This window comes from Phytobacter diazotrophicus (genome assembly GCF_052061655.1).
GTDB classification, from domain to species: Bacteria; Pseudomonadota; Gammaproteobacteria; order Enterobacterales; family Enterobacteriaceae; genus Phytobacter; species Phytobacter diazotrophicus.
Genome location: NZ_CM125428.1, coordinates 5122921 through 5142469 on the forward strand (window position 1 = coordinate 5122921; position 19549 = coordinate 5142469).

Here is a 19549-nt window from a genome sequence, read left to right on the forward strand (position 1 = left end):
CTACATTTTCTGAAAAAAAAGGAGGCGTCAGGCGTGTCGCAATGTAAAACAAGCAAAGACATTCCCGATGAGTTGGCTATAATACCCGGCACTTGTTTGCCACACATTTTAAAGGAAACAAACATGAGCTTACTCAACGTCCCGGCGGGCAAAGATCTGCCAGAAGATATCTACGTTATTATCGAAATCCCGGCTAACGCAGATCCGATCAAATACGAAGTCGATAAAGACAGCGGCGCGCTGTTCGTTGACCGTTTCATGTCCACTGCGATGTTCTATCCGTGCAACTACGGCTACATCAACCACACCCTGTCTCTGGACGGTGACCCGGTAGATGTGCTGGTCCCAACGCCGTACCCGCTGGAACCCGGCTCTGTCATTCGCTGCCGCCCGGTTGGCGTGCTGAAAATGACCGACGAGTCTGGTGAAGATGCCAAACTGGTTGCTGTACCGCACACCAAACTGAGCAAAGAGTACGATCACATTAAAGATGTGAACGACCTGCCAGAACTGCTGAAAGCACAGATCACTCACTTCTTCGAGCATTACAAAGACCTCGAAAAAGGCAAATGGGTGAAAGTAGACGGTTGGGACAACGCTGAAGCGGCTAAAGCTGAAATCGTTGCGTCCTTCGAGCGCGCGGCGAAGAAGTAATCCGTTTTATCTGAAAAACCCTGAACGCGGATAACGGCGGACAGGGTTTTTTTATGTCTTATTCCTCTGTCCTTCTCTGTTCCTGCCCTTTCAGCGCCCGTTTCTTAAGCTGTCATAAAAACGTCACAAAATTCTTTTCCCATGCGTTTGAACGATATAACCCAAACCCGCCCCACAACCGCCTTCCGACCGCTGTAAAGTCCGCCCCACGCGGGTCGATACCCCTTTTGTGACCGTGCTCTTTCATTCCACCGGGGAACAACATGAAACTTAATCACTTCACAATTGGGCAACGACTCGGCCTGATGGCAACACTGTTACTGCTGGCAACGCTGTTTATCGGCTTGCGGGGGCTGGCGATAAACAGTGACAGCTTTGGGCAGAATCAGAAAATGATGGCAACGGAGAAGGTGCTCGTTGAGAGCATTGATACCGCACGTAACGCCCAGGTGCAGTTCAAAATCCAGGTTCAGGAATGGAAGAACACGCTACTACGCGGCTCTCAGGGACAAGAGACTTTTGATAAATACAAAGCAGCCTTTGTTTCCCAGAGCCAAAAAACGCAGCAACTGCTGGAAAAACTGAGCGCGATGTTGCCACAACTTGGCATGGATAACGCGCAGGTTGAACAGACTCGCAAGCTCCATGCTGAGCTTGAAGCACACTACCTGAGCGCACTACAGCAATACGATCTGAGCGACCCTACCAGCGCCCAACGCGTCGACAAACTGGTGACCGGCATTGATCGGGAGCCAACACGGATGATTGACGAGGTAGTAGAGCGGACGCTGAAACACGCCAATGCTATTCACGTGGAGACGGACGCGCGCAACCTGGCGCAATATCAGCAAACCCGCCTGATGTTGCTGATCGCCATGGCGCTGACCATGCTGGCCGGTGGGATTATCACCTGGTGGCTGGTGCGCAGCATTACCCATCCGCTGGCACAAGCCGTTACCGTTGCCCGCACGGTGGCCTCTGGTGATTTGCAGACAACCTTTAGTATCACCGGGCGCGACGAGACAGCCGAACTGATGCACGCCTTGCAGGAGATGAACGGCAACCTGACCCGCATCGTCCACGGTGTTCGTCACAGCACGGAATCCATAGCCTCGGCATCGGTGCAAATTGCCACCGGTAGCCGGGAACTCTCTTCACGTAACGAGGCGCAGGCGAGCGCGCTGGAAGAAACGGCTGCCTCCATGGAGGAGCTCACCTCGGTGGTGAAAAGCAACGCCGAGAACTCGCGTTTTGCCAGCACTATCGCCCGCGACGCATTCACTATCGCAGGCCAGGGCGGGCAAGCCGTGGAGCGCGTGGTGCAAACCATGAGCGACATCCACCAGCTCTCCAGCCAGATTAATAACATCATCGGTGTGATTGACAGTATTGCCTTCCAGACCAACATCCTGGCGCTGAATGCCGCCGTCGAGGCCGCACGCGCGGGTGCCGAAGGCCGTGGCTTCGCTGTCGTTGCCTCCGAAGTCCGCGCCCTGGCGCAACGTTCTGCCTCTGCGGCGCGGGATATTCGTAACCTGATCGACAATTCCGTTAACCGTATCGCCGAAGGGAACGCGCAGGTACAAAGCGCCGGTTCCGCAATGACCGAGATTTTGCGTAGCGTGCAGCAGGTGAGCGAGCTGGTGGAGTCTATTTCCGCCGCCAGCAAAGAGCAGAGCACCGGTATCGATCAGGTGAACGTGGCGGTGACGCATATGGATACCGCAACCCAGCAGAACGCCACACTGTCGCAGGAATCGTCGGCTGCCGCGCATCAAATGCAGCGCCAGGCAGAAGAGTTGTTAGAAGCCGTAAGCCAGTTCAAATTGCGGCAAAACGCCGCGTAATCAGCAGCAGCGCCATTCGGCTTTGGGTCGGAGGGCGCTGTATTTACCCTCCCACTTTCATTTACCGTGCGAATCTTTACCCTTAATTCATCACACTCTGGTAAAGATATACCTCTACAATGCATACCGTTGTGTGATTGCCCTCCTGCCCCGAAATAACCACAAGGAAACGTATCTCTATGCCACGGTTTCGTCTGCACTTTATCTCCCTGCTGACCGCCTTTTGCCTGCCCGCTTTTGCTCACCCGGTCACGCTGGAGACCGTAAAAAAAGCCGAGGACCAACTTAACGCACGAGTGGGCTATGCCGAATTGAACCTCGCCAACGGCCAAATGCTGGGCAGCTATCGTCCACAAGAACGTTTTCCCATGATGAGTACTTTTAAAGTGCTGCTGTGCGGCGCGGTCTTATCGCGGGTTGATGCCGGGCAGGAGCAGCTTGCCCGTCGTATACATTATCGTAAGCAGGACCTGGTCGCGTACTCGCCGGTAACGGAAAAGCACCTGAACGACGGGATGACCCTGGCCGAACTGTGCAGCGCCGCCATCACAATGAGTGATAACACGGCGGGCAATCTGCTGCTGTCTGCGATCGGTGGACCGTCCGAACTTACGGCGTTCCTGCGTAAAGCGGGCGATCGGGTCACCCGTCTCGACCGATGGGAAACCGCGTTGAATGAAGCGTTGCCTGGCGATGAGCGTGATACGACAACACCTGAGGCCATGGCGCAGATGCTACGCCAGCTTCTCACCGGCAAGATACTGACACCAGCATCACAGCAGCAATTAATGGCCTGGATGGAAGCAGATAAAGTCGGTGGGCCGCTGATTCGTTCGGTCATACCAACAGGCTGGTTTATCGCCGATAAAACGGGAGCGGGGGAACGGGGTTCTCGCGGTATTGTTGCCGCGCTGGGGCCTGATGGCAAACCGGCCCGCATCGTCGTTATCTACATCACCGAAACGCAGGCGACCATGGACGAACGAAACAAAAAAATCGCCGACATCGGCGCATCGCTGATTAAGCACTGGTAGCCAGGCAACGTCTGCGGGACAAAAAACAACGCCACCCGAAGGTGGCGTGTTTGTATTAATACTGGTCTCTGTCTAACCAGTTGCCGGTAGGGATAAACGTTTTCCCCTCCACCGGCCGTTGGTACACATACATCCAGGCGCTGCCATAAGGCGTCTGGATAAGCTGCCGTTTATATTCGCCCCCAGCGGTACGTAGCGCGTCCAGTTCGCCAAGCGTTGTCGCATCAATGCGGTAAACTTCACCCAGCACACTGCCATCACCCGGTACAGCGCCAGGGTAGTGCCCCAGACTGTAGAGTTGATAATCTTCAACGCAATAATCACCCAGCCACTGAGCATTGGTCATCCAGTGGCTGTTGCCTTGCTTGCGTCGTAAACTGCCGTAGACAAATATTCGCATTGCTAAAACTCAAACTGATAGAGCAGATCAAGTGCCTGATCTAAGCCAGACACCGCTTCCAGATACAGCTTAGGCATCAGGCGATAACGTAACGTGAGAGTCGCCAGTGAGTCAAAAATACCCACACCATATTTTACCTGTAGACCCGGCAGTACATAGCCGCTGACCACCACCTGGGAGGAGTCTCCCACCCCTTCGGTGTCCAGCGCCAGATTGCTTACGCCAAACGTCTCGCCGATTTTACCCACAACCTGACCACTTTGTGCAACCCCCAGGCCCACTAAGGCTGAAGTCATTGCTGCACTATCGCTTTGTCCGCTCTCAAGCCCCTGCCCGCGAAGCAGGTAAGAGAGTGCCTCTTGCTGCGACATCGCCGGGTCGGAGAAGATCTCCGCTTTCGGTTCATCTGCCGTGCCGGTAATACGCACCCCGGCGGTCACGTCGTTCTCGGTGGCATCCGGGTTACGAATCGCCTCGATATTCAGCAGCGGCTGATCGACAGGGCCGGAGAAAAGCAGTTCCCCCTTACGCACAATCAAATCCTGACCATAAGCGTGGTAGCGCCCTTCCGGAATATTGATTTGCCCGTTAAGGCCAAGCCCTTGTTGATCCTGAGTCACTTTCAGATCGCCGGTCAGCCGCGCTTTCAGTCCGAAAGCATCCATCCGCACATTATTGCCGACATGCACAATCAAATTACTGTTAATCGGAATCGCCGCGCTTTTCGGTTTTTCCGGTTTCAGATCCGCATTGAGCATCACTTCATCACTGGAGGTGCCAACCGCGCTTTCCGGCAAATCATGCACGACGATCCGCGCCCAGGGCACATCGACCCGGCCATCAAGCGTAAACAGAGTCGGCGTAGCCTCGAACACCAGATCAGGGGAGACGTCCAGACGCACCATAGGCGGCACGGTAATGCGCACCTTGCTCCCCTGTGCCGCCACGCGGGCACGCCAGTTGTTAATCTGGCTCCAGTCCGCATCACCGCTCAGGTTAATTTGTCCACGCTGGGTCCGCACCACCCCTTGCAGGGTCGAGGTGGTTCCATTGAAGTTCATTGCCAGTTGGCTGGGCTGCATATCGAACGGCATGAAGTTACCTTCCACATCCACACCGTTGAGCTGCATCTGCCCGAACAACTGCGGGCTTTGCAGATTCCCGCCGAGCCGTAAGTTAGCGTTCAGCGTACCCGCCGCTTTCTCGCCGCGCGTAAAGATGGCGTTAGCCATCGCCAGCGAGAAATTGCGGATATTGACGTTACCGCCAAGGTTACGTCGCCCCTGGGGATCGGTGACCTGCACCTGCCCGTCAAACTGTCCGTTATTGGTCAGACGGATCAGCCAGCCTAAATCCGCACGATTATTCTGCAACTTCGCGTTAAGGTTCAGTGTTTCGAAAGCGACCGGCAGCGGTGCATCGTTCACTACCTGGGTCACTTTGACGTTACGCCCGGATAGCGTCACTTCACCCTGCGGCAAGCCTTCTTTGGTGGCATCCCACGAGACATCAGCCTTACCGCTGAATGTGCCGCTGGCCTGGGTGGTATCCGGCATAAAGGGTTTCAGCATCGCCAGGTCGAAGCGGTTCAGATTGACCACCGCACGCCCCTGCGCCCCGGCATCGATCGTCTGCGGCACGCAAAGCTCCGCATTCGGGTTGGTCCAGCAGTGTGGCCCAATACTGATCTTCTGTTCCTGATTGCGGTAATCCAGCGCGATTTCACGGTTCAGGGCAACTAGCCCGACGGGCGTGGTGAAGCGTGTATCGCTAAGGGTGCCCTTCCAGCGCTGTTCGTTGCGATCAAAACTCCCGGCCAGTTTTAACTGCCCGGCGACCGGCTCACCCTGCACCCGCAACTCAAGTTCGTGCTGCTTTTCACTGCCTTTGGCAGCAAGCGTTGCCAGGCTGATATTCACCCCAGGCTGAGAGAGGCGTTCAACCCGCACATTCATCGTACCGGCAAGCTGATCGGTCGATTTCACATCCCCTTTCACCAGGACACGGGCCACACGCAGCGCTTGCCAGCGCAGATTGCTGGCGGTGATATCCGCCATTACCTGTGGCGCATCCACCGTACCGCGAATATTCACCAGCCCTTTAGCCGTACCGCCCAGCCCTGGCAGTGCGTTATCCAGACCTGGCGCGTCGATGTTGGCATCCAGGTTAAGATCTTTTACTCCCAGCTCGCCTTTGACATCGGCTTTGTTGCGTCCCAGTTCCAGATGTAGCCCCGGAATGGTCCACTGCATATAGCTGTTGCCTTTAAGCTGCCCGTCAACGCTGACTTTATTTTGTTTCACGTTCCCGGCGAGTTTCAGCTCCGGGATATCAAGCTGCCAGGTTCCGCCGTAGAGACTGCCGCGCATTTTCGCCAGCCCGTTCAGTTTTGCAGGCCAGTCCGGGAAGGTTTTTGCGGTGTTGATACCGTCCAGCGTTAACTCTCCGCGCCAGCTAATCGCCTGCTGCCAGTCGAGCAAGGCTTTGAGTTCGGTTTTCCCTTCCAGCGCGGCGACGCTCAGCTTGTCGATGCTGATTTGCTGCTCGTTACCTTTACCGTCCAGAGTGATGGTGGCTGGTGGTACGTCCTGGCCCTTTACCGCCGTGCGGAACGACAGTGTGTAGTCAGTCATTTTACCGGTCAGCTTGAGCTTAAGGTCGTCGGCCTGATACTGTTTTTCACCGGTAAACGGCCAGTAGAGCTGCTCGCTGGTGATGTCCAGATTGAGCGGCAGCCCCGCCTCGGCAAGCTGTGTTTGCCCACGTAGAACAATATCCACCGGGCCGGACAGGTTGACGCCAAACTCCAGTTGTTTGCGCACCTCGCCGCCGACTTTGAGCTTCACTTTCTCGCCTTTCATCGGATCGACATTCAGGGTGCTGTTGAGGGTGATATCCACCGGCCAGTTATCCCGCAATGTCGCCGTGCCCGTGGCATTAAGCGTGCCCTGATTTGAATCGATATCGAACGCATCAAGCTTCATATTGCCGTCAATGCTGCTCACTTTGAGCAGCATATTGCTGACCGTGATATCGGTGTCACCGGTTAAGCGAAGCTGCTCACCGTGAAATTCTTCAATATTGAGATTGAGCGGCAGATGCACATCCGTCATCTGCGGCAGCAGCGGTTTGGCGAAGAGTTGCTTAAGGGATTCGCCCAGCGGCAGTTCATCCGGTTTCGGATTCTCAACCTTCGGCTCCACCACCTGTTCCTGCGCCACCTTCGCTACTTTCGGCAGGGCAATTAGCAGGCCGCTCAGCGAGGTGGGTTTCAGGGTCAGGTTCTTCTCTTCCCAGTTCAGGGCAGAGGAGAAGTTCATGACGGAGACGGTCGTGTCATCAATATTAATATTGACGTTATTGAGGGCTACGCGGCTTAACGTAATGGGGTACGGCGTGGAAAGGTTTAACGGCCCGTTATCCTCTTCTTTCACCGGCGCGGCAGGTGGCATCTTTTTGGTATCGATGACCACATTGATATCTTTTAGCGAGATATCGTTCACGCACAGGCTACTGTCACGCAGGCAGCCCAGTTTTACCGCCAGATGGAACTCTCCGGCATTCACCGCGATACCCGGCTGATCGTAACGAATGTTTTTCAGCGATAAATCACGCCAGCCGCCGATCACCTGGCCGATTTCCAGTCCCGGAACCCAACGGTTGGCGGCCTTAAACAGCAGGTGTAACCCGCTCGTCGTCCCGACGAGAAAAATAACCGTCCCCAGCACTAACAGGATAAACACCAGTACGCCGAGGCTTATCTTCTTCCATAAACTCATAATTCAGGCCCCAAACCGATGTAAAACTGTAATCCGTGCTCGTCTTTATCGCCGACCGGAACGGCCAGATCGAATTTGATCGGGCCAACCGGTGATTGCCAGCGCACCCCGACGCCGGTACCGGTTTTGAAATCACTGCGGCGGATATCGCTCACGGCCTCACCGCTATCGACAAAGACCGCGCCCCACCATTTACCCGTCACGTTGTATTGATATTCCAGCGATCCGGTGGCCATTTTCGAGGCGCCGATCAGCTTACCGTCATCATCCTTCGGCGCGATAGATTTGTATTTATAGCCGCGGATGCTGCGATCCCCCCCGGCGAAGAAGCGCAAATCTGGCGGTACGCGGTTAAAATCGTCTGTTTCGATCCACCCTAGGTTGCCACGGGCCACAAAACGGTGGCGGTCATATAACGTGCGGATCCAGGCGTTTTGCGCCTGCATCACGATAAACTCCACATCCGAGCCCCAAGCGGTGCTGGAGTAATCGATGGAATAACGCTGGGAATCACCCCAGGTCGGCATCAGACCGCCGCGCGAACGGGTACGGCTGATCATCACCCCCGGATAAAGCAGCATGGTGGTGTTGGTCACGCTCGCCTGCGTAAAGTGGTCGAGGCTCCAGCGCAGGTTAATGGCGCGCTGCCAGCCGCTGGAGAGATCCCAGTAACGGGACACCGCAAGCGTGGTGGAGTCCGCTTCGGTATCATTTAAATCGGTGCGCTTAAAACCGCCCTGAATCAGATAATATTGCTCAAGCGGGTTTTTGAGCAGCGGAACTTTGTAGCTGAAATCAAGCTGTTGTTCCGGCGCAGAGACGCTGGCAGTGGTGGTAAAGCTGTGGCCATAGGAGTTTATCCACGGCTTTTTCCATGTGGCTTTGACGCGCGGACCTACGTCGGTGGAATAGCCGATACCCGTCTCAATGGTGTTTTCTATACGCGGTGCGACGACACCTTTTAAAGGTAGTACCTTGCTTTCTCTGGCTTTATCAAACTCCGGTGCCACCACCACGGAGTTAAACCAGCCGGTAGCTGACAGGCGACGGTTAAGTTCCGCCAGATCTTTGGTCTGGTAGTAATCACCTTTTTTAAACGGCACCAGATTTTGCAGATACTCTTCGCGGATTTGCGAACCTTCGAAGGTCACATCTCCGAAACGGTAGCGCTGGCCGCTATCATAGTCGATATCCCAGAATGCCTGATGCCGGTCAAGCGCGATGCCCAACTGGCTGTGGTTGTAGTGGCTATCAAAATAGCCTTTGCGCAAGGCAACACGGGTGAGTGATTTCTTAAAACCGTCGTAATCACCGTGGTTCAGCACCGTGCCTTTTTCCGGGCGCTTTTTTAGCAATGCAATATAATCTTCATCGGTACGCGCACCGCCGCGCAGGATCACATCCGTACCGCCGATGCGTACCGGTTCCCCTGCCGAGACACGCGCAATCAATACCTGACGCCCTTTCGCCGGCGGTGGGCGAAGCTCGAACTCGATAGTGGGTTCGTAATATCCCAGCGCTTTCAAACCTTCACGGATGGCGTCATCGACACGCGCCTGAAATCGCTTGTCCGGCGTCACTTCATCGCTCTCGATGGTGGAAAGCTGAGCGCGAACATTTTTCTGCAGCGCTCCGGTCAACCCTTCCAGTTGCAATCGGACGTTTGCCGACATGGCGCTATGGCTTGCCAGCAACAAACCGGCAAAACATAAAGTACGGATTTTTGGCACGTTCTCTCCTGAATATCCCTTGTTTCCACCCCTGGAAGGAAACGTCAACACCGCTCCGCGGCTTGTAAAAAATCCAATATGTGGATTGAAAAACGGACGACACCCCAAATATTTCTTATGTTTAAATCTAGTCTGATTTACCGCGTTTATTGTGTTAAAAGAGACGCTTCGTTACAACCTTAACCGCAATTTGCGCTTATGGGAGGCCTCACCATGAGTCTGTTTGATAAGAAAAACCTTGTTACTCAATCGGATGCGTTACCCGGACGTAACACGCCAATGCCCGTTGCCACGCTACATGCTGTTAACGAGCACTCCATGACAAACGTACCGGAAGGGATGGAGACCGCTTATTTCGCAATGGGTTGCTTCTGGGGCGTCGAACGTCTGTTCTGGCAACTGCCCGGTGTCTATAGCACGGCGGCAGGCTACATGGGCGGTTATACGCCGAACCCAACCTACCGCGAAGTATGTACCGGACAGACGGGCCATGCCGAAGCGGTTCGCGTAGTGTATGACCCGTCGGTGATCAGTTATGAGCAGCTTCTGCAGGTGTTCTGGGAAAACCACGATCCGGCCCAGGGAATGCGTCAGGGCAATGACCACGGCACGCAATACCGCTCCGCCATTTATCCGCTGACGCCCGAGCAGAGCGCTGCCGCTCATGCCAGCCTTGAACGGTTCCAGGCGGCAATGCGGGCCGCGAATGATGATCGTACTATTACGACGGAAATTGTTAACGCACCACCGTTTTACTATGCCGAAGACGATCATCAGCAATATTTGCATAAAAACCCCTATGGATATTGCGGCATTGGTGGTATTGGCGTTTGCCTGCCGCCGCAACTGGCCTGATATTCCTTTATTACCGGTTCAGCTTCCTGAACCGGTTTTCACGTAGCACCTGACCCGCCCCCCTGGAAATTCTCGCTTTAACTTTTCGCTATTCTTTCTCAACCGACCACGCTATTTGCACGTCATTACTGGTTTAATTTCGCATACCTGAACTGTATTACGAGATATGTGTATCCTGTTCATTTTATTGAGAAGTTTTTTTAGCTTTTTCAATTTTTTAACTTAAGTAAAATCTGTCATATATAACAATCTTTTTCATAAGCGTATTTCAGATAAATTTCCATTTAAGAGTGACATCACCTGTCGCAATATGCTCTTAGTATGTGTTACACACGCTGTAAGCGTGTTTTAGAGAAAGCGATGTGAATACCACCTGGAGGGAGATTTTATATGCCTTACTTAGCAGAAAGGATAACCACTCCACACGGTCAACTACTGGGCGTTAAGATCTACCCAAGAAAAACGCTTGTCCTGAATAGTCTCGAAAAAAAAAGAACTTACCTTTTTGATTTAATGAATGCCATTGGTAATAAAGCCGATTTTTTTAAAAAGCGTGATTTGTTCTGTCTGGTCTCCATCACCGATGAAGAGATCGCAATGCTATTAACGTTTGACTTAGTGTTACAGGCAACACTGGCGCGACTTCCCTTTGTGAAATTACAAATCAACCAAACATTTGAAACAGCCATACAAGATTTAGCAAAAAGTAAAAATGGCATCTGGCTGAGTCATGTGGGCAATAAAAACGCGCCCTTTACCCAGTATTGTGAAGCAATCATTTTGGATGAAACCTTTACAAACAACGAGCTAAGTAAAAACACGTTTCCATACCTTATCCAAAATTTAAAGCGTTATTGCGACAAAGTTATTATAAAAACAGACAATGATATTAACCGCAGAGCACTTGAAGAGGCGGGTATTTGGGCCTGTTGCGGACTTTATGCGCCAATACCGTTTAGTAAGGTGCATCAGTTAATGTAACCCCTTGTTGCGACACGCTCTGCCCATTTGCAGTGTCATTTATTACGAAATGAACATGAATTGATATTTTGATTTAGTTTTTTATACATAAACAGTGAAAAATTCCAGCATATCCTCCGGTAAGGAATGACGTCTTACGACCACAAAAAAGCCGCCTTCATATAAAAGCGACAGCCAGAACCCTCATCGCTTAACAACATTTATTGCCCAACCGGCAATATACAAATGCGCTAACTATCAAAGAAATACCCTTTGATAGGTATATATATTGATATTAATTATCGATCAATAAATGATTGATTAATAACTTTTAGCGATCAATATTAGATATATCTAGGCATTAACAAGGAAAGGATATGGACCGGGTTAGCGTAATACCCATTCACAGCCTGAATGGCACAATTGTTGGATTTTCAATGGACTGTAGCGATCATCCCCCGCACAGCCATCACCTGAAGTATTGTTCTGACTTCTCTGTCGAAAATGGGCTTTTGTTTTATGTTAACAACCCCAGGAATCTTACAGATACTGCAGCACAGTTTCCACACCTGACATTAATGAAACAGGAAGATCCTGCGTTATTTGGGCTATGGCGGGAAAACGTCCGCCAGGCCGTGGTGATTAATCGAGACTTCTACCATAAACAGGTGCAGAAGCCCACTTTCCCTGAACTGATTAAGAACATCCGAAAATCATATTCGGATCGCGTCATTATCGACGGCGTACAAAGTACGTGGGAATTTTCAGTACTACAGGATTGCGGCATCTGGGCGGTTCAGGGCTACATGTATCGCTCAGTACCCTTAAAGAAACTGGAGTGGTTGCTTTAATCGTTACGAAAGAGAACACGAGTGTAATAACGAAAAGGTCACATCCACAAAATAGAAATTAAAGGCAAAACCTTAGCGCGAGTAAAAGGAAGTAATAACGTGCCACGGGAATATATAAAAACCCTCTTATTACTCCTTTTGCTCTTTCATTGACGCATTGCTCACCCCTGTGGATAAAGGCTACACCTGAAAAACGACTACGCATTGCGCCATTAGAGCAAGAAACGAACTCACAAATGAGAAAAGCTCCCATCTACATGTAACAAACTGCTTACACTGCTGGCAGGCTGTAACACGCTTACGCTATACTAGCCGTCGAAATTGTAGGTCCACCGCTTCGGACTCGCTTTCAATGTGTTTACCACAAGGATTTTTCAACTTCCCTCCGAGGATCCCGCTTATAGCTGGATAAATTATGTTAAACAGCATCTTAGTCATACTCTGTCTGATAGTCGTAAGTGCATTCTTCTCGCTATCTGAGATTTCGCTTGCCGCTTCCAGAAAAATAAAACTGAAACTGCTTGCCGATGATGGCAACGTCAATGCGCAACGCATTTTAAAAATGCAGGAAAACCCCGGCACCTTTTTTACCGTGGTGCAAATCGGCCTGAATGCCGTTGCCATCCTGGGTGGTATCGTAGGTGATGCCGCTTTCTCCCCCGCGTTCTACAGCATCTTAGTCACCGTGGTGTCGCCAGAGCTGGCAGACCGTCTGAGCTTTATTATTTCGTTCTCGCTGGTAACGGGGATGTTTATCCTGTTCGCCGACCTGACCCCGAAACGCATCGGTATGATCGCGCCTGAAGTTGTGGCTTTGCGCATTATCAACCCGATGCGCTTCTGCCTGTTTCTCTTCCGCCCGCTGGTGTGGTTTTTTAACGGCATGGCTAACATTATTTTCCGCATCTTCAAGCTGCCAATGGTGCGTAAAGACGACATCACGTCTGATGATGTCTATGCCATCTTCGAGGCTGGCGCGCTGGCCGGGGTGCTGCGTAAGCAAGAGCACGAGCTGATTGAGAATGTGTTTGAGCTGGAATCGCGCACGGTACCATCGTCAATGACATCGCGCGAAAACGTGGTGTGGTTTGATCTGCATGAAGATGAGCAAAGCTTAAAACGAAAAGTCGCTGAAAACCCGCACTCCAAGTTCCTCGTATGTAATGAAGACATTGACCATATCGTTGGTTACGTCGACTCAAAAGACCTGCTTATTCGCGTACTGGCCAACCAAAGCCTGGTGCTGAGCAGCGGCGTGCAAATCCGCAACACGCTCATTGTGCCGGATACGTTAACGCTCTCCGAAGCGCTGGAAAGCTTTAAAACGGCAGGCGAAGATTTTGCGGTCATCATGAACGAGTATGCGCTGGTGGTGGGGATTATCACCCTCAACGATGTAATGACCACGCTGATGGGCGACCTGGTCGGTCAGGGGCTGGAAGAACAAATCGTCGCGCGTGATGAAAACTCATGGCTGATTGACGGCGGCACGCCGATTGATGATGTGATGCGTGTGCTGGATATCGACGAGTTCCCTCAGTCCGGCAATTACGAGACCATTGGCGGCTTTATGATGTTCATGCTGCGCAAGATCCCGAAACGTACCGACTCGGTGAAGTACTCCGGCTATAAGTTCGAAGTCGTGGACATTGATAACTACCGTATCGACCAGTTGCTGGTCACGCGGATTGATAACAAGGCCACGGTCTTAACGCCAAAGTTGCCGGATGCTGAAGAGAAAAGCGAATAAGCACGACGGCAAATCCTCGATATAAAAGGCGGCGTAATTTCCGCCTTTTTTCTTGCCTGCCATTCAGAGGCGATTCTCCCCTCAAAACATCAACGGCTCCCTGACGGAGCCGTTTTTGTTGTACTGCGATTACTGCATAGCATAGTGGGTTGGTTAAGCCATCTCAGTTTGCAGACGCATAACCTGACGGTTGACTTCGGACATCACAGTAAAGTGCTGTTTGTCCTTCACTTTCGGGATAAGGATCTTGCCTTTATCAAACTCGAAAGCGCCAACGTCCTTGATGTACAACCGTCCACGGAACAGGATTTTCACGTACTTTGCCACCTGAAGTGGGTTGTAACGTTGGAAAATTTTCATTTTTGTATCTCCTGCTAAGTAATACGCCCTTGCGGTGCCACGCTTGGCCCAACAGTGATGAGCGCAAATTTTGGTGCTCAATGAGCATAGTTCAGAAACAACATGAGACCTAGTATGTATAAGTTTATTTACCTTTTGATTACAGTTATTCAGAATTTTCTTTTCAGCGCTTACGAACAGGCAGTATAAGTCGTCGTTTTTTCGCCGTTATGTGCGTTAACCCGCAAACTGGCATCCCGTTTGCGGGAAAAGCACATTGATCGCACTTATGATTAAAAGGTTGAGTTAAGTGGTCGGATCACCTGCAAATAATAAAAGGAAACACCATGACCTTACGTAACATCCTGGCAGCCACCTGCCTGCTACTGCCGCTCCTGGCGCAAGCCCACAATTTTGAAACCAGCCAACGAGTACCGCCTGTGGGCATCGCCGATAGAGGGGAATTGATTCTCAATAACGATAAGTTTAGTTACAAAAACTGGAACAGCGCGCAGCTTCCTGGCAAAGTGCGAGTGGTGCAACATATTGCCGGTCGGACCTCTGCCAAAGAGAAAAATGCCGCGCTGATTGAAGCGATCAAGGCCGCAAATTTACCTCACGATCGTTACCAGACGACGACCATCATCAATACAGATGATGCGATCCCCGGCTCAGCAATGTTTGTGCGCAGCAGTATTGAGAGCAACAAAAAGCTCTATCCCTGGTCACAGTTTATTGTCGACAGTGATGGCGTAGCGCGAAAGGCCTGGCAACTGGATGAAGGCAGTTCAGCCATCGTGGTGCTGGATAAAGACGGACGGGTGCAATATGTCAAAGACGGTGGGCTGACGCAGGCGGAAGTGCAGCAGGTCATCGCCCTGCTGCATAAATTACTCGACAGTCAGTAAATCGACACCCGAAAGCCGGGGTTCAGGAAAGATTCACGCGGCGTGTAATCCAGGGTTTTTCCCTGCCAGTCGTGAACATGTGCCCCGGCTGCCACGGCTACCGCATGGCCTGCCGCCGTATCCCAGACGCTGGTCGGCCCAAAACGCGGATACAGTTGAGCGTGTCCCTCTGCCACCAGGCAGAATTTCAGCGATGAACCGATCGCGGTTGTCTGATGTTCACCCAACTGGGTTAAATACTCTTTCAGTTCGTCATCTGCGTGGGAACGGCTTACCACCACCAGCGGCGGACGCGCGTCACGCACTTTAATCTGCGTCCGCGTGCCGTTTTCCTCTTTCCACGCTTTACCTTCCGCCGCGCAATACATCACCTTAAGCACCGGGGCATAAACGACGCCAAGTACCGGTTTCCCGTTTTCAATCAGGGCGATATTCACCGTGAACTCACCGTTACGCTTTATAAACTCTTTGGTGCCGTCCAGCGGATCGACCAACCAGTAACGCTGCCAGTGCTGACGAACGCTCCAGGAGGGAGGATCTTCTTCCGACAGAACCGGAATATCCGGCGTCAGTGCCTGTAGCCCACCAGCAATCACCGCATGCGCGGCAATATCGGCGGCCGTCACGGGCGAATCGTCGGATTTGCTGGTTACATCCATCGGCTTATGGCCGTCGTAGACCTGCATAATGGCATCGCCCGCTTCTCGCGCGAGCTGACAAATGGCTTCTAACATCATCCACCTCTTCTATGGCAGTGGGGTCTTTACCCTCAATAATTCACGTTGCAGGAAAGCGGCAAGTGAGTGGATCCCGATGCGCTTACCTCAGCAAGTGATTCGGGTGAGTGAACGCAGCCAACGCTCATGCAACATGAAGTATGACGGGTATAACTCATTGTTTTACTTATATCGCATTCAGGTCGAATCTGCCAGGTGTGATAGTTGTTGCATTTATGTGGCAAATTTCATGGCAGAATTCACAATTCTGTAAGCAACAAAATGTACATATCATTTCTTTTGTGGCTCAGATCTAAAAAGGACACCTCTGATGATTAAGTTTAGCGCAACGCTCCTTGCCACGTTGATAGCAGCCAGCGTACAAGCGGCGACGGTGGATCTCCGGATTATGGAAACCACTGATTTGCATAGCAACATGATGGACTTTGATTACTATAAAGATTCTGCGACAGAAAAATTTGGCCTGGTGCGTACCGCCAGCCTGATCAATGCCGCCAGAAAAGAAGTCAAAAATAGCGTGCTGGTGGATAACGGCGACTTAATTCAGGGCAGCCCGCTCGGTGATTATATGGCAGCCAAAGGGCTGAAAAAGGGCGACATCCACCCTGTCTATAAGGCGCTAAATACGCTGGACTACGCCGTGGGCAACCTCGGCAATCACGAATTCAACTATGGCCTGGATTATCTGCACCGGGCGCTGGAAGGGGCAAAATTCCCCTACGTGAATGCCAACATTATCGATGTCAAAACCCAAAAGCCGCTGTTTACCCCGTATCTCATTAAAGAGACCGCCGTTACCGATACCGATGGTAAAACGCATACTCTGAAGATTGGCTATATCGGCTTTGTCCCGCCACAAATCATGGTGTGGGATAAAGCCAACCTGAGCGGCAAAGTCACGGTTAATGACATCACCGAAACGGCGAAAAAATATGTACCAGAGATGCGCGAAAAAGGGGCCGACCTGGTCGTGCTGGTTGCCCACTCCGGCCTCTCTTCTGAACCTTATCAGGCGATGGCGGAAAACTCCGTCTACTACTTAAGCCAAGTCCCCGGCATTGACGCTATTCTGTTTGGTCATGCCCATGCGGTGTTCCCGTCGAAAGATTTCGCCGCCATTAAAGGAGCGGATATCGCCAAAGGAACCTTAAATGGCGTGCCGTCAGTGATGCCAGGAATGTGGGGCGACCACCTCGGCGTGGTGGATCTGGTATTGAATAACGATGCCGGGAAGTGGCAGGTCGCTTCGTCAAAAGCCGAAGCGCGCCCGATTTATGACGCCGCTGCCAAAAAATCGCTGGCCGCAGAAGACAGCAAACTGGTGGAAATCCTGAAACACGACCACGATGCCACCCGTCAGTTCGTCGGCAAGCCTATCGGGAAATCCGCCGACAACATGTACAGCTTCCTCTCCCTTGTACAGGATGACCCAACCGTCCAGGTCGTCAATAATGCCCAGACCGCTTATGTGAAGCACTTTATTCAGGGCGATCCGGACCTGGCGAACCTGCCGGTCTTGTCTGCCGCCGCCCCGTTCAAAGCAGGCGGACGTAAAAACGATCCGGCCAGTTTTGTCGAGGTCGAAAAAGGGCAGCTCACCTTCCGTAACGCCGCCGATCTGTATCTCTACCCCAACACACTGGTGGTCGTAAAAGCGACGGGCAAAGAGGTGAAAGAGTGGCTGGAGTGCTCCGCCGGGCAGTTTAATCAGATCGATACCAACAGTACGAAGCCTCAGTCACTCATCAACTGGGAGACCTTCCGTACCTATAACTTCGATGTGATTGATGGGGTGAAATATCAGATTGATGTGACGCAGCCTGCGCGTTATGACGGCGAATGCCAGAGCATCAACCCGCAAGCTGAGCGTATTAAAGATCTGACCTTTAACGGCAAACCGATCGATCCCAACCAGGTGTTCCTGGTGGCAACCAATAACTACCGCGCCTATGGCGGTAAGTTTGCGGGAACGGGTGACAGCCATATCGCCTTTGCCTCGCCGGATGAAAACCGCGCGGTGCTGGCAAAATGGATAACCGACGAATCGGCAAAAGCGGGAGAAATCCACCCGGCGGCGGATAACAACTGGCGCCTGGCACCGATTCACAGTAATACGGCGCTGGATATCCGTTTCGAAACCTCACCTTCTGAGAAAGCGGCTGCGTTTATCAAAGAGAAAGCGCAGTACCCGATGAAGAAGGTCGGTACGGACGAGATTGGCTTTGCGCTCTATCAGGTGGATTTAAGTAAGTAAGCTCGGTTATCCCGCAACTGTAGCCCGGACAAGGCGTTCACACCGCCATCCGGGTTCACTCAGGCGGCGCGGTCGTCTCGCGTCGCCAGCACCTGCGGCAAATTCAGCTCAATCCAGTCGGCCAGCGCAGCCACTTTCTCGCTCACCTGCTCTCCCAGCGGCGTCAGGCTATACTCCACATGCGGCGGCACCACCGGGTACGAAATGCGGTTAATAAAACCGTCCATTTCCAGCGCCTGCAGCGATTGCGCCAGCATTTTTTCGCTGACACCGCCCATTTTGCGGCGTAAATCGCTGAAACGGTGAGTGCCATGGCGCAACGCCACCAGAATCAATACGCCCCAGCGGCTGGTCACGTGTTTAAGCACCTCACGGGAGGGGCACTCCTCAGCAAACAGATTACCGTCGCGCATCCGCTCGCTCAGGGTGGGATTTATGCCTTCCATACTTACCTTTTTGTACGTACTTACTAAAAGTTAGTTAAGGTGATAGTGTGCCACAACACAAGACAAACACGAAGAGGAATCATCATGATCGCAATTACCGGCGCTACAGGCCAACTGGGCGCACTGGCTGTTGAAGAATTACTGAAAACCGTCAAAGCGAGTGAGCTCGTCGCGATTGTACGTAACCCGGCAAAAGCTGACGCACTGGCTCAGAAAGGTGTCGTCGTTCGCCAGGCCGACTACGGCGACCAGGCAGCGCTAACGGCGGCACTGTCGGGCGTAGAAAAACTGCTGCTGGTCTCCTCCAGCGAAGTGGGCCAGCGCGCCGCTCAGCATCGTAACGTGATCAATGCGGCCAAAGCGGCGGGCGTGAAATTTATCGCCTATACCAGCCTGTTGCATGCGGATAAATCTCCGCTCGGTCTGCATGTTGAGCACGTTGAAACCGAAAAAATGTTGGCCGATTCCGGTATCCCTTACGCCCTGCTGCGTAATGGCTGGTATACCGAAAATTACCTGGCCAGCGCCCCGGCTGCTCTGGCTCATGGCGTCTTCATCGGCGCTGCGGGAGACGGCAAAATCGCCTCGGCCACCCGCTCAGATTACGCCGCTGCCGCCGCACGCGTTATCAGCACAGACGGCCATGCAGGGAAAGTCTACGAACTGGCCGGTGACAGCGCCTGGACACTCAGCGAACTGGCGGCTGAACTGAGCAAACAGAGCGGTAAACCAGTGGTGTATCAGAACCTGAGCGAAGCCGATTTTGCGGGTGCGTTAAAGGGTGTTGGTCTGCCAGACGTGTTCGCTAACCTGCTGGCTGACTCGGATATCGGAGCCTCGAAAGGAGGTCTGTTCGATGACAGCCATACCCTGAGCAAGCTGATTGGTCGCCCGACCACCCCGCTCGCGGAAAGCGTCAAAGGCATCCTGTAACTGTTAAAGGCTGGTTAATTTTTGTAGCACGCCGCCGGGTCATCCTTAATAATGAGAAGATGACCTGAGCGG

At 52.4% G+C, this 19549-nt stretch carries 16 protein-coding genes; 10 read left to right on the forward strand and 6 right to left on the reverse strand.

Annotation, left to right across the window (positions count from 1 at the left end):
* Positions 1–123 precede the first annotated feature (123 nt).
* The 3 genes from ppa to bla all read left to right on the forward strand — a co-directional run bounded on the left by ppa (position 124) and on the right by bla (position 3535).
* Complete coding sequence (gene ppa / locus ACS0RQ_RS24800; protein WP_039077764.1) at positions 124–654, forward strand: inorganic diphosphatase; 531 nt, start codon at positions 124–126, stop codon at positions 652–654.
* Positions 655–917: 263 nt separating this feature from the next.
* The gene (locus ACS0RQ_RS24805; protein WP_193794976.1) at positions 918–2501 is read left to right on the forward strand and encodes a methyl-accepting chemotaxis protein; all 1584 of its coding nucleotides are present in this window, start codon (positions 918–920) and stop codon (positions 2499–2501) included.
* 179 nt (positions 2502–2680) lie between these two features.
* Positions 2681–3535, forward strand: a complete 855-nt coding sequence (bla, locus tag ACS0RQ_RS24810; RefSeq protein ID WP_271848653.1) for a class A beta-lactamase — start codon at positions 2681–2683, stop codon at positions 3533–3535.
* Between the two features lie 55 nt (positions 3536–3590).
* Here bla and ACS0RQ_RS24815 read toward each other — a convergent pair whose 3' ends face one another.
* Genes ACS0RQ_RS24815 through tamA form a run of 3 tightly spaced genes read right to left on the reverse strand, consistent with a single transcriptional unit; the run spans position 3591 to position 9444 of the window.
* On the reverse strand, positions 3591–3935 hold the full coding sequence (locus tag ACS0RQ_RS24815; RefSeq protein WP_039077766.1) for a gamma-glutamylcyclotransferase family protein: 345 nt from the start codon (positions 3933–3935) through the stop codon (positions 3591–3593).
* Between the two features lie 2 nt (positions 3936–3937).
* Positions 3938–7714, reverse strand: coding sequence for an autotransporter assembly complex protein TamB (gene tamB / locus ACS0RQ_RS24820; protein WP_271848652.1), 3777 nt, complete (start codon positions 7712–7714; stop codon positions 3938–3940).
* The gene (gene tamA, locus ACS0RQ_RS24825) at positions 7711–9444 is read right to left on the reverse strand and encodes an autotransporter assembly complex protein TamA (protein WP_271848651.1); all 1734 of its coding nucleotides are present in this window, start codon (positions 9442–9444) and stop codon (positions 7711–7713) included. The genes tamB and tamA overlap by 4 nt, the downstream gene beginning before the upstream one ends.
* Positions 9445–9657: 213 nt before the next feature.
* On the opposite strand from tamA, the gene msrA reads away from it, so the two are divergent.
* The 4 genes from msrA (at position 9658) to paeA (ending at position 13860) form a co-directional block, all read left to right on the forward strand.
* Positions 9658–10299, forward strand: a complete 642-nt coding sequence (msrA, locus tag ACS0RQ_RS24830) for a peptide-methionine (S)-S-oxide reductase MsrA (RefSeq protein WP_271848650.1) — start codon at positions 9658–9660, stop codon at positions 10297–10299.
* A 390-nt stretch (positions 10300–10689) separates the two neighbouring features.
* A complete protein-coding gene (locus ACS0RQ_RS24835; RefSeq protein ID WP_271848649.1) occupies positions 10690–11280 on the forward strand; it encodes an EAL domain-containing protein in 591 nt (196 codons plus the stop codon).
* A gap of 356 nt (positions 11281–11636) precedes the next feature.
* Positions 11637–12110, forward strand: coding sequence for a hypothetical protein (locus ACS0RQ_RS24840; RefSeq protein ID WP_039077771.1), 474 nt, complete (start codon positions 11637–11639; stop codon positions 12108–12110).
* Positions 12111–12525: 415 nt separating this feature from the next.
* Entirely contained in the window at positions 12526–13860 is a 1335-nt protein-coding gene (gene paeA, locus ACS0RQ_RS24845) for a polyamine export protein PaeA (protein WP_039077772.1), read from the forward strand.
* A gap of 153 nt (positions 13861–14013) precedes the next feature.
* Here the strand turns inward: paeA and ACS0RQ_RS24850 are convergent, their stop codons facing one another.
* A complete protein-coding gene (locus tag ACS0RQ_RS24850; RefSeq protein ID WP_039077773.1) occupies positions 14014–14220 on the reverse strand; it encodes a DUF1107 domain-containing protein in 207 nt (68 codons plus the stop codon).
* Between the two features lie 326 nt (positions 14221–14546).
* On the opposite strand from ACS0RQ_RS24850, the gene ACS0RQ_RS24855 reads away from it, so the two are divergent.
* The gene (locus tag ACS0RQ_RS24855) at positions 14547–15107 is read left to right on the forward strand and encodes a YtfJ family protein (protein WP_193794970.1); all 561 of its coding nucleotides are present in this window, start codon (positions 14547–14549) and stop codon (positions 15105–15107) included.
* On the opposite strand, the gene cysQ is transcribed toward ACS0RQ_RS24855, so the two are convergent.
* The gene (gene cysQ, locus ACS0RQ_RS24860) at positions 15101–15841 is read right to left on the reverse strand and encodes a 3'(2'),5'-bisphosphate nucleotidase CysQ (RefSeq protein ID WP_271848870.1); all 741 of its coding nucleotides are present in this window, start codon (positions 15839–15841) and stop codon (positions 15101–15103) included. The two genes, ACS0RQ_RS24855 and cysQ, sit on opposite strands and share 7 nt — an antisense overlap.
* A 313-nt stretch (positions 15842–16154) precedes the next feature.
* Between cysQ and ACS0RQ_RS24865 the strand changes: the two genes are divergently transcribed.
* Positions 16155–18098 (forward strand): bifunctional 2',3'-cyclic-nucleotide 2'-phosphodiesterase/3'-nucleotidase, encoded by a 1944-nt coding sequence (locus ACS0RQ_RS24865; protein WP_271848648.1) that lies wholly within the window; start codon positions 16155–16157, stop codon positions 18096–18098.
* Between the two features lie 59 nt (positions 18099–18157).
* On the opposite strand, the gene ACS0RQ_RS24870 is transcribed toward ACS0RQ_RS24865, so the two are convergent.
* The gene (locus tag ACS0RQ_RS24870; protein WP_039077777.1) at positions 18158–18544 is read right to left on the reverse strand and encodes a winged helix-turn-helix transcriptional regulator; all 387 of its coding nucleotides are present in this window, start codon (positions 18542–18544) and stop codon (positions 18158–18160) included.
* Positions 18545–18628: 84 nt separating this feature from the next.
* Here ACS0RQ_RS24870 and ACS0RQ_RS24875 point away from each other — a divergent pair, with 84 nt between their 5' ends.
* A complete protein-coding gene (locus tag ACS0RQ_RS24875; protein ID WP_271848647.1) occupies positions 18629–19477 on the forward strand; it encodes an SDR family oxidoreductase in 849 nt (282 codons plus the stop codon).
* Positions 19478–19549 lie beyond the last annotated feature (72 nt).